Source organism: Ruegeria sp. YTSA226 (genome assembly GCF_059609905.1).
Window position 1 is genome coordinate 20,200 of the sequence record NZ_JBXWMQ010000008.1, and the last position, 13,667, is coordinate 33,866.

The 13,667-nt window shown below is 55.0% G+C and carries 15 protein-coding genes and 1 pseudogene; 10 read left to right on the forward strand and 6 right to left on the reverse strand.

Annotated elements, in window-relative coordinates:
• The first annotated feature begins 201 nt into the window (after window positions 1-201).
• Window positions 202-537, forward strand: a complete 336-nt coding sequence (locus AC2FFF_RS12195; RefSeq protein ID WP_142638116.1) for an ArsR/SmtB family transcription factor — start codon at window positions 202-204, stop codon at window positions 535-537.
• A 23-nt stretch (window positions 538-560) separates the two neighbouring features.
• Here AC2FFF_RS12195 and AC2FFF_RS12200 read toward each other — a convergent pair whose 3' ends face one another.
• Complete coding sequence (locus AC2FFF_RS12200; protein ID WP_281973233.1) at window positions 561-1,562, reverse strand: zinc ABC transporter substrate-binding protein; 1,002 nt, start codon at window positions 1,560-1,562, stop codon at window positions 561-563.
• A 93-nt stretch (window positions 1,563-1,655) separates the two neighbouring features.
• On the opposite strand from AC2FFF_RS12200, the gene AC2FFF_RS12205 reads away from it, so the two are divergent.
• The 4 genes from AC2FFF_RS12205 (at window position 1,656) to AC2FFF_RS12220 (ending at window position 3,889) form a co-directional block, all read left to right on the forward strand.
• Entirely contained in the window at window positions 1,656-2,135 is a 480-nt protein-coding gene (locus AC2FFF_RS12205; RefSeq protein ID WP_142638114.1) for a Fur family transcriptional regulator, read from the forward strand.
• Entirely contained in the window at window positions 2,132-2,881 is a 750-nt protein-coding gene (locus tag AC2FFF_RS12210) for a metal ABC transporter ATP-binding protein (protein ID WP_281973234.1), read from the forward strand. The genes AC2FFF_RS12205 and AC2FFF_RS12210 overlap by 4 nt, the downstream gene beginning before the upstream one ends.
• Complete coding sequence (locus tag AC2FFF_RS12215; RefSeq protein ID WP_142638112.1) at window positions 2,881-3,675, forward strand: metal ABC transporter permease; 795 nt, start codon at window positions 2,881-2,883, stop codon at window positions 3,673-3,675. Before AC2FFF_RS12210 ends, AC2FFF_RS12215 begins: the two co-directional genes overlap by 1 nt.
• A 76-nt stretch (window positions 3,676-3,751) precedes the next feature.
• Complete coding sequence (locus tag AC2FFF_RS12220; RefSeq protein WP_142638111.1) at window positions 3,752-3,889, forward strand: entericidin A/B family lipoprotein; 138 nt, start codon at window positions 3,752-3,754, stop codon at window positions 3,887-3,889.
• A gap of 1,294 nt (window positions 3,890-5,183) precedes the next feature.
• Here AC2FFF_RS12220 and AC2FFF_RS12225 read toward each other — a convergent pair.
• Both AC2FFF_RS12225 and AC2FFF_RS12230 read right to left on the reverse strand, forming a co-directional pair.
• A complete protein-coding gene (locus AC2FFF_RS12225; protein ID WP_142638110.1) occupies window positions 5,184-5,504 on the reverse strand; it encodes a hypothetical protein in 321 nt (106 codons plus the stop codon).
• A gap of 90 nt (window positions 5,505-5,594) precedes the next feature.
• On the reverse strand, window positions 5,595-5,774 hold the full coding sequence (locus AC2FFF_RS12230) for a CTP synthetase (protein WP_142638109.1): 180 nt from the start codon (window positions 5,772-5,774) through the stop codon (window positions 5,595-5,597).
• A 397-nt stretch (window positions 5,775-6,171) separates the two neighbouring features.
• Between AC2FFF_RS12230 and AC2FFF_RS12235 the strand changes: the two genes are divergently transcribed.
• Entirely contained in the window at window positions 6,172-7,305 is a 1,134-nt protein-coding gene (locus AC2FFF_RS12235; RefSeq protein WP_281973235.1) for an acyltransferase family protein, read from the forward strand.
• Window positions 7,306-7,312: 7 nt separating this feature from the next.
• Here the strand turns inward: AC2FFF_RS12235 and lepA are convergent, their stop codons facing one another.
• Both lepA and AC2FFF_RS12245 read right to left on the reverse strand, forming a co-directional pair.
• Window positions 7,313-9,112: a translation elongation factor 4 gene (gene lepA / locus AC2FFF_RS12240; RefSeq protein ID WP_281973236.1), complete on the reverse strand. Its 1,800-nt coding sequence runs from the start codon at window positions 9,110-9,112 to the stop codon at window positions 7,313-7,315.
• 86 nt (window positions 9,113-9,198) lie between these two features.
• A pseudogene (locus AC2FFF_RS12245) lies at window positions 9,199-9,822 on the reverse strand (RNA ligase family protein).
• 175 nt (window positions 9,823-9,997) lie between these two features.
• On the opposite strand from AC2FFF_RS12245, the gene AC2FFF_RS12250 reads away from it, so the two are divergent.
• The 3 genes from AC2FFF_RS12250 to AC2FFF_RS12260 all read left to right on the forward strand — a co-directional run bounded on the left by AC2FFF_RS12250 (window position 9,998) and on the right by AC2FFF_RS12260 (window position 12,403).
• Window positions 9,998-10,309 (forward strand): hypothetical protein, encoded by a 312-nt coding sequence (locus AC2FFF_RS12250; protein ID WP_142638101.1) that lies wholly within the window; start codon window positions 9,998-10,000, stop codon window positions 10,307-10,309.
• Window positions 10,310-10,375: 66 nt separating this feature from the next.
• A complete protein-coding gene (locus tag AC2FFF_RS12255) occupies window positions 10,376-11,317 on the forward strand; it encodes a LysR family transcriptional regulator (RefSeq protein ID WP_281973237.1) in 942 nt (313 codons plus the stop codon).
• Between the two features lie 159 nt (window positions 11,318-11,476).
• The gene (locus AC2FFF_RS12260; protein WP_281973238.1) at window positions 11,477-12,403 is read left to right on the forward strand and encodes a DMT family transporter; all 927 of its coding nucleotides are present in this window, start codon (window positions 11,477-11,479) and stop codon (window positions 12,401-12,403) included.
• A gap of 67 nt (window positions 12,404-12,470) precedes the next feature.
• On the opposite strand, the gene AC2FFF_RS12265 is transcribed toward AC2FFF_RS12260, so the two are convergent.
• Window positions 12,471-12,914, reverse strand: a complete 444-nt coding sequence (locus tag AC2FFF_RS12265; RefSeq protein ID WP_281973239.1) for a low molecular weight protein-tyrosine-phosphatase — start codon at window positions 12,912-12,914, stop codon at window positions 12,471-12,473.
• A 28-nt stretch (window positions 12,915-12,942) separates the two neighbouring features.
• Between AC2FFF_RS12265 and AC2FFF_RS12270 the strand changes: the two genes are divergently transcribed.
• The gene (locus tag AC2FFF_RS12270; RefSeq protein WP_142638094.1) at window positions 12,943-13,638 is read left to right on the forward strand and encodes an NAD-dependent deacylase; all 696 of its coding nucleotides are present in this window, start codon (window positions 12,943-12,945) and stop codon (window positions 13,636-13,638) included.
• Window positions 13,639-13,667 lie beyond the last annotated feature (29 nt).

The window sequence follows — 13,667 nt, forward strand, 5'->3', positions numbered from 1 at the left end:
AATAGATATTCAGCGGTGACTAAAGCGATACGCTCTTCAAAGTCGAAATCTGCGTCGAACTCTCACAAGTTCCCCTTTTCCCCTCACCTCATTTTGATTCATGCATATAAGAGTAAATGTTCATAACTAGCTGACTTGCGACCTTCTCCAGGCAGCAACACAAACAGGCGCCCAAAGTGTGGGCTGGTAAGGAAACAGAGGATGGCCCTTCCACAACTTTCACAGGAAACATCTCCGGAAAATTTCGACAAAATGGTTGAGAACGCAACGCATGCTGCAAATTTTCTCAAGGCCATCAGCCACGAAGGGCGTCTCATGATCCTGTGCCACCTAGTATCGGGAGAAAAGTCAGTAACAGAACTGGAAGAGCTGCTTTCGGCGCGGCAAGCCGCTGTTTCGCAACAACTGTCGCGGTTGCGACTTGAAGGGTTGGTGACGCCTCGCCGCGAAGGCAAGGCGATCTTTTATAGACTTGCCGATGAACGGCCACGCCGGATGTTAGAGGTAGTCTACGAACTCTTTTGCAACGAAGAATAAGAGCAATCCGCTGTCCCGGCTACTTACGACTTACTTTTGGAACAGTCTTGATAGCCGGCGGACATGGCCATTAGCAAACTATCATAGTGCGAAATTCCCGTGTCAAAACTCACGCCTACGGGATCCAATTCAAAGATCGTGGCCCCGGTTCCTTCGATCGCTGTCCGCACCAGCCTTGTGTCAAATTGCGGCTCGGAAAAGGCACAAACAATTCCTTCATGCTCAACCTTTTCACGCAAAGCCGCCAATCGCGCCGGCCCGGGAGAGGACGTATCGCCAAGACTGACTGCGCCGGATGACTCCAGCCCAAATCGCTTTTCGAAATACTGATAGGCATCATGAAACGTTATGAATGACTGCGTCTGCATATCTGTCAGATCTGTCATAATTTTTTCTTTCAGTTCAACCAGCTCCCGATCTGCGGTTGCAGCGTTCTGCTGATAAACATCGGCGTTTTCAGGGTCCGCCTCTGAGAGCGTTGCGGCAATTACCTGAACCCAGATACGTGCATTTTCGGGATCCAGCCAGGCGTGGGGGTCAACCCCTTCGTGATCATGGCCATGGTCGTCTGCATGGCCCGCATGGTCGTCGTGATCGTCATTACCCGCATGATCGTCGTAATCCGCGTGATCGTCGTGGCCATCATGATCCGCACGGTCATCATGGTCATCATGATCGGTCGCATCCCGGAATTCATAGAGAATTGTTCCATCGGCATCCAACAAAGAGACATGCAGTGCATCCGGCGACAGCGCACCCAAGGGTTTAGCCAGCCAAGGGGTCAGCTCTTCTCCAGTCCAGAATACGATCTCGGCGGACTGTAAAGACCGCGCCTCAGAAGGCCGCATAGCGTGATCATGAGGTGACGCCCCGGGCGGAATGATCAGACTGGGCTCACCCACGCCATCCATCACACGGGCGACCAGCGAATGAACAGGCGCAATATCGACGGCCACGCTTGGCGCTTCAGCAATAGCTTGGCCTGCAAACGCGATTGAGAACAAATACAGTGTGGGTCGGAACATATTCCCTCCGAAATGATATGTTATTACATTCGTTGTACGCTTGTTAATCCGGACGTTATTACATATCAAGTTGAAAATCATTGGAGTCCCGCCATGAGCACTGTTGGATTCAGACAACACGATCACGCCCACTGCGTTCACACTGCGCTGTCTCAGGCCGAAAACAAGTGCAGAACAAAGCGCCTGCAATTCACCACTGTCCGACGCCGTGTTCTTGAGATCCTGTTGGAAAAGCACCGGGCAATGGGCGCATATGACATTCTGGCTGTGCTAGCTGCAGAAGGGCTCGGGTCGCAACCTCCGGTCGCGTATCGTGCACTGGATTTCCTTGTGCAAAACGGGTTCGTGCATCGTATCGAGCAACTGAATGCCTATACAGCCTGCGCCCACCCGACCCATGACCATGTCCCCGCGTTTCTGATCTGCAGGTCCTGCAAAGCGGTGGCTGAAACGGAAACCGAGCTGACACAGGGCCGATTGGGCGCTGCGGCGAACACCTCGGGGTTTCAAATCGAACGAGTAGTGGTCGAGGCCGAGGGCCTATGTCCCGAATGTGTAGGGTCGGCGGCATGAATACCCCCGTTATTTCATTGAAAAACATGTCCATTCGGATCGACGGCCGCACGATCCTTGAACATGTGAATGCGGCAGTTTCCGAAGCAGAGATCGTGACCATTGTGGGGCCCAACGGATCTGGTAAGTCGACTCTTTTACGGGCGATCATTGGGGCCATTACCCCATCAGAAGGCCAGGTAAGCCGCGCACCCGGCCTGCGCATCGGTTATGTCCCGCAAAAACTGGCTTTGGACGCCGCTTTACCGATGACCGTGCAACGTTTCCTGGGCTTACCCAAACGGATCTCGGCCCGCAAAGCGCTGGATGCACTAGAACGAGCGGGCGTCCCGGATCTGCGCAACCGGCAAATGACCCAGCTTTCGGGCGGTCAATTTCAACGAGTTCTGCTGGCGCGCGCACTCCTTGATGATCCTCAGGTCTTGCTTTTGGATGAAGCGACGCAAGGCCTGGACCAACCGGGTGCAGCTGCCTTCTATCAACGCATTGAGCAGGTCAGACGCGACCTTGGTTGCGCGATCGTGATGGTCAGTCACGATCTGCACGTTGTCATGGCGGCCTCAGACCGTGTGCTATGTCTGAACGGACATATATGCTGCGAGGGGTCGCCTCATACCGTCGCGGACGCACCTGAATACCGGGCCTTATTTGGCAGCGGAACCAAGGGCATGATGGCCCTTTACCAACATCAACACAGCCATTCGCACGACCATGACCACCACCACGACCAGGAAACAACCAACTGATGTTAGACGATTTTATGGTCCGCGCCGCGCTGGCTGGTATCGGCGTTGCACTCGCGGCGGCCCCTTTGGGGTGCTTTGTGGTATGGCGCAGGATGGCCTATCTGGGCGAGGCCACAGCGCACGCGGCTGTTCTGGGTGTGGCACTGTCTCTGGCATTTTCGCTTCCGATGCTGCCGTCGATTGTGGCGTCAGCGCTTGCCATGGGGCTTACCGTCACGCTTTTGCGTGGCAAGGGGTTGGCGATGGATACATTACTAGGCGTAATAGCGCATACAGCCCTGGCCGCAGGGCTAGTCACCGTCGCCTTGCTGTCCGACGTCCGGCTGGATTTAAATGCCTTTCTGTTTGGTGATATCCTGGCTGTCACCAAAGGCGATTTGGCAACCATTTGGGGTGGCGGCGCGTTGATCCTGGCAGTCATGATCTGGCGCTGGTCAGCCCTACTTGTCGCCACGCTGAACCCAGACATGGCCTATGCATCCGGCATTGACCCAAAGCGCGAGGAGGTGTGGTTGACGCTGACCATGGCGCTGGCCGTTGCCGTGGCAATCAAAGTGGTAGGGGTTCTGTTGATTGCCGCCCTGCTCGTCATCCCGGCAGCCGGCGCGCGGTCTTTGGTGAAAACACCTGAAAATATGGCGTTCGGGGCCGCAATCATCGGATCAGCTGCCGCCCTTGTCGGGCTGTGCGGTGCGTATCTTGCCGACACTCCGGCCGGGCCCAGCATCGTCTGCGCCGCAGCTGTGATCTTCCTGGTGACAGCAGCCATCGGGCCACTTTTTCGTAAAGAATAGAATGCCGGTTCAAAACTCTGGTTCACCATTAGCAAAACTGCTACGAAAATCGGGACTTATACAAAAGGAGAGACCTATGATCCGAGCCGCACTTATTGGACTGGCCCTTTGCACACTCGCCGCATGTGAAACCGCTAAAGGCGCCGGTAAAGATATTGAAAAAGCAGGTGACGCAATTCAGGGCGCAGCCACCGAGGTTCAGGAAAACATCTGATTCCTTTCGGAATGTAGCGATCAAGATCGGGCGACATACAAGATATAGTTGCTCTCTGCACCCGGACCCGCTATCCTTGCGGACACAGGTGCATAGACGCGGCATTGCATTTCTGACACGATCACGGGGTTCTTGCTTAAACGCAAGAACCCCGTTCCCGTTTTAGGGGGAATTAAATCGCTGCCTGTATGAATCCGGGGCCCGGAAAAAGGAAAAGGCGTCAGGTGCGCAGACGCGGTCTTTGCATGTGCCCATAGGGCACCCCTGACGCCTTACCGGTTCGACACGCCCGAGGGACGCCCCGATCCAGTTGCTTTGTCCCCCTAAGGGGCCACAGCCGCTGAACAGAGCCCGAGGGCCCCGCACAGCACGCATTAACCTTCTGAGAGCTTGATCACCTGTTTCAAACTTGACGCCCAAATCAGCGGATCACGCACCGGTAAGTCTTTGCAGTAGAACAAAATCCTAAGATTTCCCTTCACCGCAGCGACCCCCTTGGCCTTTGCGTCCCACCCAGGATCCTAAGAACCTCTGCGGTAACCTGACTGTTACATCGCGGTCATAAACGGGCAAGAAAATAGCACTGCAGCATAAAAAATAGTCGGGGATAAACTGTTGATATCTCGCTGGAGAGTAATGTGGATAACTCTAGATTTTACGTTCCTGCGCAGAGTTGCGATTGGACAAGTGAAATTGCGTGCTTGGCCCGGGATTTTGGACTCTTTCTGCAGGCGCAAACGGGCTGCACGACCCTTCTGGGGGTTTTGGTGAGCGATTGCGCCGATCCGATCCCTGATATTTCGAATCAAACCCGCCGTGAACGGGTCGCTCTTTGGCCACGGCCTCCGAGGACCGAGGCATTTTCTGACCAATCAGGGCCACCTGCCCGCATTTTGCGCTGAAAGCCTGTTCTGAATTTGAGAAGCGCTCCGACCCGGTTGGGTTACCTACTAAGCGCTGCGGCAATTCGCAGCCAGTACCCCCTAAATTCCAACCGGACCAGAGACGCTTCAGTTCACCTGGAGACCAGAGACGAGCCCGGAACTCGTTCGATCGCGCAGGCTACGCAAATTCAAAATTACATACAGCCCAAGGATCTTGCGCCAGCCCACGCAGCCAACCTAAATGAAGGGGCATTTACCGCTTCGATAGTTGAATTTGCTGTCACTGGCTCACCTCCTGTGCTGGGCCTTTCGCTGGCCTTTTACACAGATTGGGTGGCTGAGGGCCGGTTGCAACTTACCTGAAGGAAGCTTCATGAAGGCTTTAAAAAAGCCTAACCAGTTTGTCTCGCTTAGGCCCAGGCCAGCGCGGTGCCGATCACGACCAGGGAAATGCCAAACACTTCGCGATGCGAGAAGTTTTCACCAAACAGAAAGAATGAGGCGATGGCGATCAGAACGACCTCGGCCCCCAGAATGCCAGTATAGATTATGCCCAACCGTTCGTCGCGCAGCGCGGCGAGTTCGAGCGTCGCCCCGGCCAGCAGGGTCGCGACGATCAGCAGGCCAAGCCCCAGGCCGGGGATTTTCCACCAGAACTTCATCGCGACCATGGCAACGGAATAGAGACCCGCTGACCCTAGGGCAATGAAGGGGATCATGGATGTGGACATCTGCGCCTCCTGCTAGGGTTCCGCAACGTAAACTCTAGCAGGCCAGCCGGGATGCGGCTGTGAGGTTGGTCACAATGGGCCGAACAGGCCTTATCCCGCGATCTTTCGGGTCACCAGATACGAAACCGGAAACGCCGCAATAAAGCCAGCTCCGGCAGCGATCAGGATAGGGTATAGCGTCGTATACCCCATCGACAGAACCGCAATCACAGCGGACCCGGCAAAGGTGGAGCCAAGGAAGATATGTACGATCAGCATCAGGGGAAGCATGGGGGCCTCATATCAGGGATTCAACTTCCGCGGATCCTAGGATTGAGAGCGCATGCGGTCTTTGATCTGGGTCAGAGTGAGAGGAGCATGGTATCAGCACAGATAGTACCTCAAAACGAATACTCGCAGGATATGATCTGGTAACAATTCTGTAGAGCAGGTCAAAAGAATAGTTGCCATTTTCCTGATTGGCACAGTCTTTAACTGTCTAATACAATTTTTTCAAGACATCATCCAAACACTGCTTTGGTTGAAACAAAAAAACCTTTTCGCGACTTTTATCTCGTGCGGCGCAACCAAAATCGCGTGTCCCTATGCGGGGCTGGTGCACTTAGCGCCAGTCTACTATGCTGCGGGTCGTAAGTGTTTGTGAGTTTGAGTTTATTACATGACCAGAATGGCTGATCAGGACAAAATAGGGTACGTTAACGGGTTACGCGGCATTGCTATTCTGATGGTCCTGTATCACCATCTCATTCAGCCTCATTATACACCAATACCCTTAGAAAAAACTTCGTCGTTTTACTTTTTCGCGATCCAACCATTTCAGTTTTCCGGCTGGTTGGGTGTAAACATATTCTTCGTGCTGTCCGGGTTCGTTCTGTTCCTTCCGTTCGCGCGATCCGCCAATCTACAAATCGACAGCGTGAGATTTCTAAAAAAGCGGGCCGTGCGCCTGCTCCCACTCTACTACCTGAACGTTCTTGTGTGTCTTGTCGCATTTGTCGGCGAACCAATCGCAAGGTTCTTGATCCATTCAATCGCCTATGTACTTGTCCTCTTTCCCAGTCCAGAATTATTTTTCCCGCCAATGAACCCTCCATTGTGGTCTTTGGGTATCGAGATTTGGTTTTCCATCTTATTTCCAGCGATCCTGATACTAATGCGTTACTTGGGTATTGCCAATGCGTCCGCTCTTTTGATCATTCTTTCGCTTGCGGTAAACGTCTATGGATCGGTGGAATTTCAGGTTAACGGGAAATACTTAAACAGTGTTTCCGACACATTGCCTGGGAGGCTTTCAGACTTTTGTATTGGTATGCTCGCAGCACATTTTTGGATACACGTTACCGATGACAATCATGCACTCGCCTTGAAAAGACGCATCTTACTACCAAGTGGAGTGTTAATGATATATCTATCCTTTGTACTTTCCGTCGGACGCGTCACAGGTGATTTTCCAGCCATTTCCCAGACATTCGCAAATCTATTTCTCTCTCTGGGTATCGCGCTGCTGATTTTAGCCCTTCGCGCCCAAAAAACCAACTCAACTCTGCGGAGTTTCTTAGAGATCCGAGGACTTCAGGTTTTGGGCATGATGTGCTTTAGCGTGTATATCTGGCACTGGCAGATCATTCATGTGTTCAATCACATCTGGGGAAGCCAGAACTGGATATTCACGCCAATACTGATGCTTTATTTTTTGGCATTGCTTCTCGTTTCCGGAATAACATATCGTTTCGTTGAATTTCGGCGAAAGGGCGTCAGAGACATATTCCTCTTGCAGCCCAAGCAATTCCAAAAGAGGTAGGCAGGCCTCAACTATCCATCTTCAACGCTGAGATAAACGCCTCCTGCGGAATATCGACCTTCCCGAACTGACGCATCTTCTTCTTACCCGCCTTCTGCTTGTCCAGCAGTTTGCGTTTCCGCGTGGCGTCGCCTCCGTAACACTTGGCAGTAACGTCCTTACGCAGGGCCGAGAGGGTCTCGCGCGCGATGACCTTGCCGCCGATGGCGGCCTGGATCGGGATTTTGAACATGTGGCGCGGGATCAGGTCTTTGAGCTTCTCGCACATCGCCCGGCCCCGCATCTCGGCCCGGTCGCGGTGAACCATGGTCGATAGCGCATCGACCGGTTCATCATTCACCAGCACCGACATCTTGACCAGCGCGTCCTCGGTATAGCCGGTCATCTGATAATCAAACGAGGCATAGCCCTTGGTCACCGATTTCAGGCGGTCGTAGAAGTCAAAGACGACCTCATTCAGCGGCAGGTCATAGACGACCATCGCGCGCGAGCCCGCATAGGTCAGGTCCATCTGGATGCCGCGGCGGTCCTGGCACAGTTTCAGTACGTCGCCCAGGAATTCATCCGGCACAAGGATGGTCGCCTTGATGCGTGGTTCCTCGATATGGTCGACCTTTGAGGGGTCGGGCATGTCGGCGGGGTTGTGCAGCTCGATCATCTCGCCGTCTTTCATGAAGACGTGATAGATCACCGAGGGCGCGGTGGTGATCAGCTCGATATCATATTCGCGCTCAATCCGGTCGCGAATGACCTCAAGGTGCAGCAGGCCCAGGAAGCCGCAGCGGAAGCCAAAGCCAAGTGCTGCCGAGGTTTCCATTTCAAAGCTGAAGCTGGCGTCATTCAGCGCCAGCTTGTCGATCGCGTCGCGCAGGTCTTCGAATTCGGAACTGTCGACGGGGAAGAGGCCACAGAACACCACCGGTTGCGCGGGTTTAAAGCCGTCCAGCGCGATTTCTGCGCCATTGCGGTCATTGGTGATCGTGTCGCCAACGCGCGTGTCGCGGACCTGTTTGATCGAGGCCGTGAGAAAGCCGATCTCACCGGGGCCGAGGCTGTCCACCATCTCCATCTCGGGGCGGAAAACGCCGACGCGGTCGACATGGTGCAGGGTGTTGTTCGACATGAACTTGACGCGCATGCCCTTTTTCAGGGTGCCGTCCATGATGCGGACCAGAACGATGACGCCGAGATAGGCGTCGTACCAGCTATCGACCAGCATCGCCTTGAGCGGTGCATCCAGATTACCCTTGGGGGCCGGCAGATGGGTGACAATGGCCTCCAACGTCTCATGGATGCCCTGCCCGGTCTTGGCGCTGACCTGAATCGCCTCAGACGCGTCGATGCCGATCACATCCTCGATCTGTTCGGCCACGCGGTCACAATCGGACGCAGGCAGGTCGATCTTGTTCAGCACCGGCACGATGTCATGATCGGCGTCGATGGCTTGATACACATTGGCCAGCGTCTGCGCCTCGACCCCTTGGGTCGAGTCCACAACCAGCAGAGAGCCTTCGACCGCACGCATCGACCGCGAGACCTCATAGGCAAAGTCCACGTGGCCGGGGGTGTCGATCAGGTTCAGCACGTATTTCTCGCCATTGTCGGCGGTATAGTCGATGCGGACCGTGTTGGCCTTGATGGTGATGCCGCGCTCGCGCTCGATATCCATGCTGTCGAGCAGCTGTTCCTTCATGTCACGATCCTTGACTGTCCCGGTCTCTTGGATGAGCCGGTCAGCAAGGGTGGATTTGCCATGGTCGATATGCGCGACGATGGAGAAATTGCGGATGTGAGCGAGGTCTGTCATGGGTTGGGGATATGCGTCGGAAATGGGCTGCGGTCAAGGTAGGACGCGACCCGACGAAACCCTTTAGTTGCTAGGCTTCAATCCGATCAGACCAGCCCATTTCTAACCAGTTCAGCATTCATCCAATGCGTCTCACTTTGCACATGACCTTCACGTACGTACTTCGCGAGATGAGTGGGCATGTTTTCTTCCTCGAATGCTGCTGTTGTGCGAACGACAAACCCCTCTTGTGTGTCTAGATCTAGGGCTGCAATTACATCAGCGACGACCTGAGCTGAGAGCCGTCCCCGATACAGTTCGGAAACAGGGCTGATTCCAAGTTTTGTAAAGCGTGACAGCGTCGCATCCCATGGCTGAACGACGCCAGCTTTGATCCACGCGAATCCCAAAAAATAAGTCGGCAATTCCAAATACGCGATGGAATGACGTGCGAATAGATATTCGCCAACAATGCGCTCATCCTAAGTAAGTTGCGGTGCGATACCAGCTGCGAAAGCCTTCACCCAGTCTCGCGACGGGTGATATCTTGCGTCGATGCTGCGAGGGTGGCAGCCTTGGCTGTGAATTGTCGTATTCTCGCCGTCCATCTTTTCGGTAAAGACGACTTCGTCTGCTGATGCCAACTCATCAACACTCGACATGATCTTGTCATCGCTTGTAGCACCGGGAGATTGCGGCAAGTGGAATGTACGCCTGTATTTCTTTAGCATTTTGGTCTCACGATATAGTTCTAAGCGAAGTCAGGCCAGAAAACGCGACATCAATTATGTGCGCAATCACTTTTTCGCAGCACATGATTGATCCGAAATCCACTTTGATTCATACTCCGCCACAGACCAAGAGGGGCATCAGACCCGTCCGGGCAGGCAAAAACGAGGCAAGAGCATGAAACAGTTCCTCCTAATCGCATTTTGTGCGGCATCGCTGACGGCGATGGCTCCGGCACCCAGCGAGGCTGCGCAGATCAAACGGGCGTGTCTGGCGTCTGATCGGTCGGCGGCGACGCGGGCGCGGTGCAGCTGCATTCAGCGCGTCGCGGATCAGGCGTTGACGCGTGGTGATCAGAAGACCGTCGCCAAGTGGTTCACCGACCCCCATCAGGCGCAGGAGTTGAAGATGTCGCAGACTTCGCGCGATGATGCGCTGTGGGATCGGTATAAGAACTTTGGCCAGATGGCGCAGGCAATCTGCAACTAAGCTGGTCACGCTGCTTGACCTGATGCGCACTGCACCTCAGATATGGCGCAGCGAAAGGTGTATCAGATGGTAATGAAAGGGCTGACCCTGCGGGGCCTTGAGGTGTTCGAGGCTTTGGCGCGGACAGGATCGGTGGCACAGGCCGCCGAGATCACGGGGCTCAGCCAGCCGTCGGTTTCTCAGCAGTTGCGCAATCTGGAAAAGGCATTGGGCACTGATCTGGTCGATCACGGGCGACGACCAATGCGTTTAACACAAGCCGGCCGCAGCTTTCTGGCGCGGGCCGAGGTCGTGCTGGCCGAACTGCAAATGGCCCAAAGCGAACTGACCGTGATGGATCTGGGGCATCTGACCACCCTCTCCATCGGTTTGATAGACGATTTCGACAACGATCTGACCCCGCGGCTGGCGACTTTGCTGGCCGACAGCCTGACCCGGTCGAAATTCAAACTGATCACGTTGCCCAGCCTAAACCTGTTCGCCGAGCTAGAGGCGCAGAGGCTGCATATGGCTGTATCCGCGCATTCCGGAGAGGTCCTGAAGGGTGTGATTGAATACCCTCTGGTTCAGGACCCTTTCATTCTGGTGACCCCAAAGGGTGTGGGGAATTCAATACAGGACCTGCCCTTTCTGCGATACGCCCGAGATCAGCTGATCAGCCGCCAGATCGAGGCGCATTTGGCGCGCCAGCAAATGGAATTCGAGGAACGGTTTGAAATCGGCTCGCACCAGGCGCTGATGGCAATGGTCGCACAGGGGCTTGGCTGGACGATCACAACACCACTGGGATATATGCGTGCGACCCGGTTTCATGACGGGATGGAGGCGCATCCGGTCCCGTTCGGTGACTTCGCCCGCACAATTTCGCTGTTCACCCGCTCTGACTGGTCGGACCAAGTACCCAAAGAGGTTGCAGACATGATCCGACGGCTGATGCGGAGCCAGATTGTTGATCCGGCAGTCGCGCAGGTGCCGTGGCTGGGCGGGCAGTTGAAGGTGATGAGTTAGTGTAGGGTACCGCAGATATTGGAAGCATATTTACCAACGCGCCGTGTGTTTCTGCCACCATCTTCATACAGAACTGAACTAGGGTTAGCTTTGCGAACCGAAGCAACCGCTCGACGAATCTCTGCTACAGCAGTCGCAAACCTGTGATAGCAAATTGGAATGGCAACGATATCAACACAGACCAGACCAACTATTCCCTATCCGATTGCGGTTGCCGGCGTTCTTTTCGCCTCAATTTGTTTCGGGCTGGTTCCTTATTTTAGCCGAGGGCTGACCGAGCAAGGCGTCGCGCCTTATGCCGTCGCGTTCTATCGCTACATCGTTACGGCAATTCTGCTGCTGCCTGTTCTTATAATACACCGAAACGCTTGGCGCGAGATTGCTTGGGGGCTTTCGGCAGGCGCGGTAATGGGCCTTGGATGGATTGGATATGTGACGGCGCTGGAGACATTACCCGCATCGACTGTGGGCGTTCTCTATATGACCTATCCGGTTTTCACGCTGATCATTGCCTGGGCTTTGTTCGCCGATACTCCCACAAGGCGCGCATTGTTCGCCTCGGGCCTCATTACGTTGGCGGCACTCATTGCAGGATCGCCCGCATCCGTTCCTATACAGCACATACCAACGCTTCTGATGTCGCTAGCAGCCCCAATCGGGTTCGGCTTCGGAATATGTGTCTTGGTTCACAGGTTGTCCCGCATCGCACCGCTTGCGCGCATTGCTTCGGTTTCCTTGGGATCGGTTCTCGGGCTGTTGCCGCTGATGTTGAACGCCGATGTTGCCAAGTTGCTCCCGCAGGGGCAATCCGACTGGATTTTGATCGTCGGAATTGGCCTGGTCACAGCGCTTGTGCCACAGCTCATTTATACGATCTGCTCGCCGTTGATCGGCGCTTCTCAAACTGCGGTCGTCGGCAGCATTGAATTGCCGACAATGTTTGCTGTGGGCTTTCTTGCCTTTGGCGAAGCAATCACAACACCACAGGCCGTAGCCTGCGCTTTGGTTTTGGGTGCGATTGCGATCACCAGAAGCCGGACGACACGCACGTTATCCACTGTGATTGCGAAAGAACCAAACAGGTGAGCTTGGCCCCGATGCAGGCGTCGATTGATTTTACACCTGAATGTAGAAGACATCAGAGCATCTACAACTAAGCCCTCAGATGTGCGTCAAGACCTGCGACGGCCTTTTCGATCAAATCCAGCGCGCCCTCGAAATCACGGGTGTAATACGGATCGGGCACATGATCCGCGCCTGTCTCAGTAGCGAAATCAGTCAGCAAGCGAACCGGAGTTTTGTTGCCACGGGGACGCAAGTTTTCGATATTGGTAAGGTTCTCTGCATCCATTCCGATGATCAGGTCAAAGCGGTCAAAATCTTCGGCCACGAATTTGCGCGCGCGCAGATCGCTGATGTCGATACTACGGGCATGAGCAGCCTGCTGCATTGGGCCATAAGGCGGGTCTCCGATGTGCCAGCCAGAGGTTCCGGCGCTGTCGGTGGCATGATGCGGCGCACGGGCGCGAAAGGCACCTTCGGCGGCCGGAGACCGGCAGATATTGCCCAAACAGACGAAAAGGATACGGTGTGTCATACAACCGGGTGTAACGCGTGAGGCGGAAATGGAAAAGATCGTCATTCTGACCGGTGCCGGGATTTCCGCCGAAAGCGGGCTGGGCACATTCCGCGACGAAGGAGGTCTGTGGGCGCAGCACAGGATCGAGGATGTCGCCACGCCCGAAGGCTTTGCCCGCAATCCGGCGGTGGTGCACAAGTTCTACAACGCGCGCCGTGTGCAGGCTGCACAGGCGCAACCCAATCCGGCCCATATCGCGCTGACCCATCTGCAACGCAACTGGCCCGGCGAGGTTATCATCGTGACCCAGAATGTCGACGGCCTCCACGAAGCCGCAGGATCCGAGAATGTGATCCATATGCACGGCACCCTCGCTGGGGCCTTATGCACCACCTGCGATCACCGCTGGGTCGCCCCGCCCGAGATGTCGGTGGGTGAACCCTGCCCCGCCTGCGGTGGCCCAACCGCCCGACCCGATGTTGTATGGTTCGGTGAGATGCCCTATTTTATGGACCTGATCTACGATCACCTGGCCAATGCTGCAATCTTCACTTCAATCGGCACCTCGGGTCAGGTCTACCCCGCCGCAGCATTTGTGCACGAGGCGACAATGTCAGGCGCACGAACCGTCGAGTTGAACCTAGATCCGTCATCCGGCGCCTCGAGTTTCGATCAGGTGATACTTGGCCCTGCATCCGAAACCGTGCCACGCTGGGTTCAAAAGCTGCTGCGCGAATCTTAGCCCGCCAGACCGGCACCAAAATTATTGAT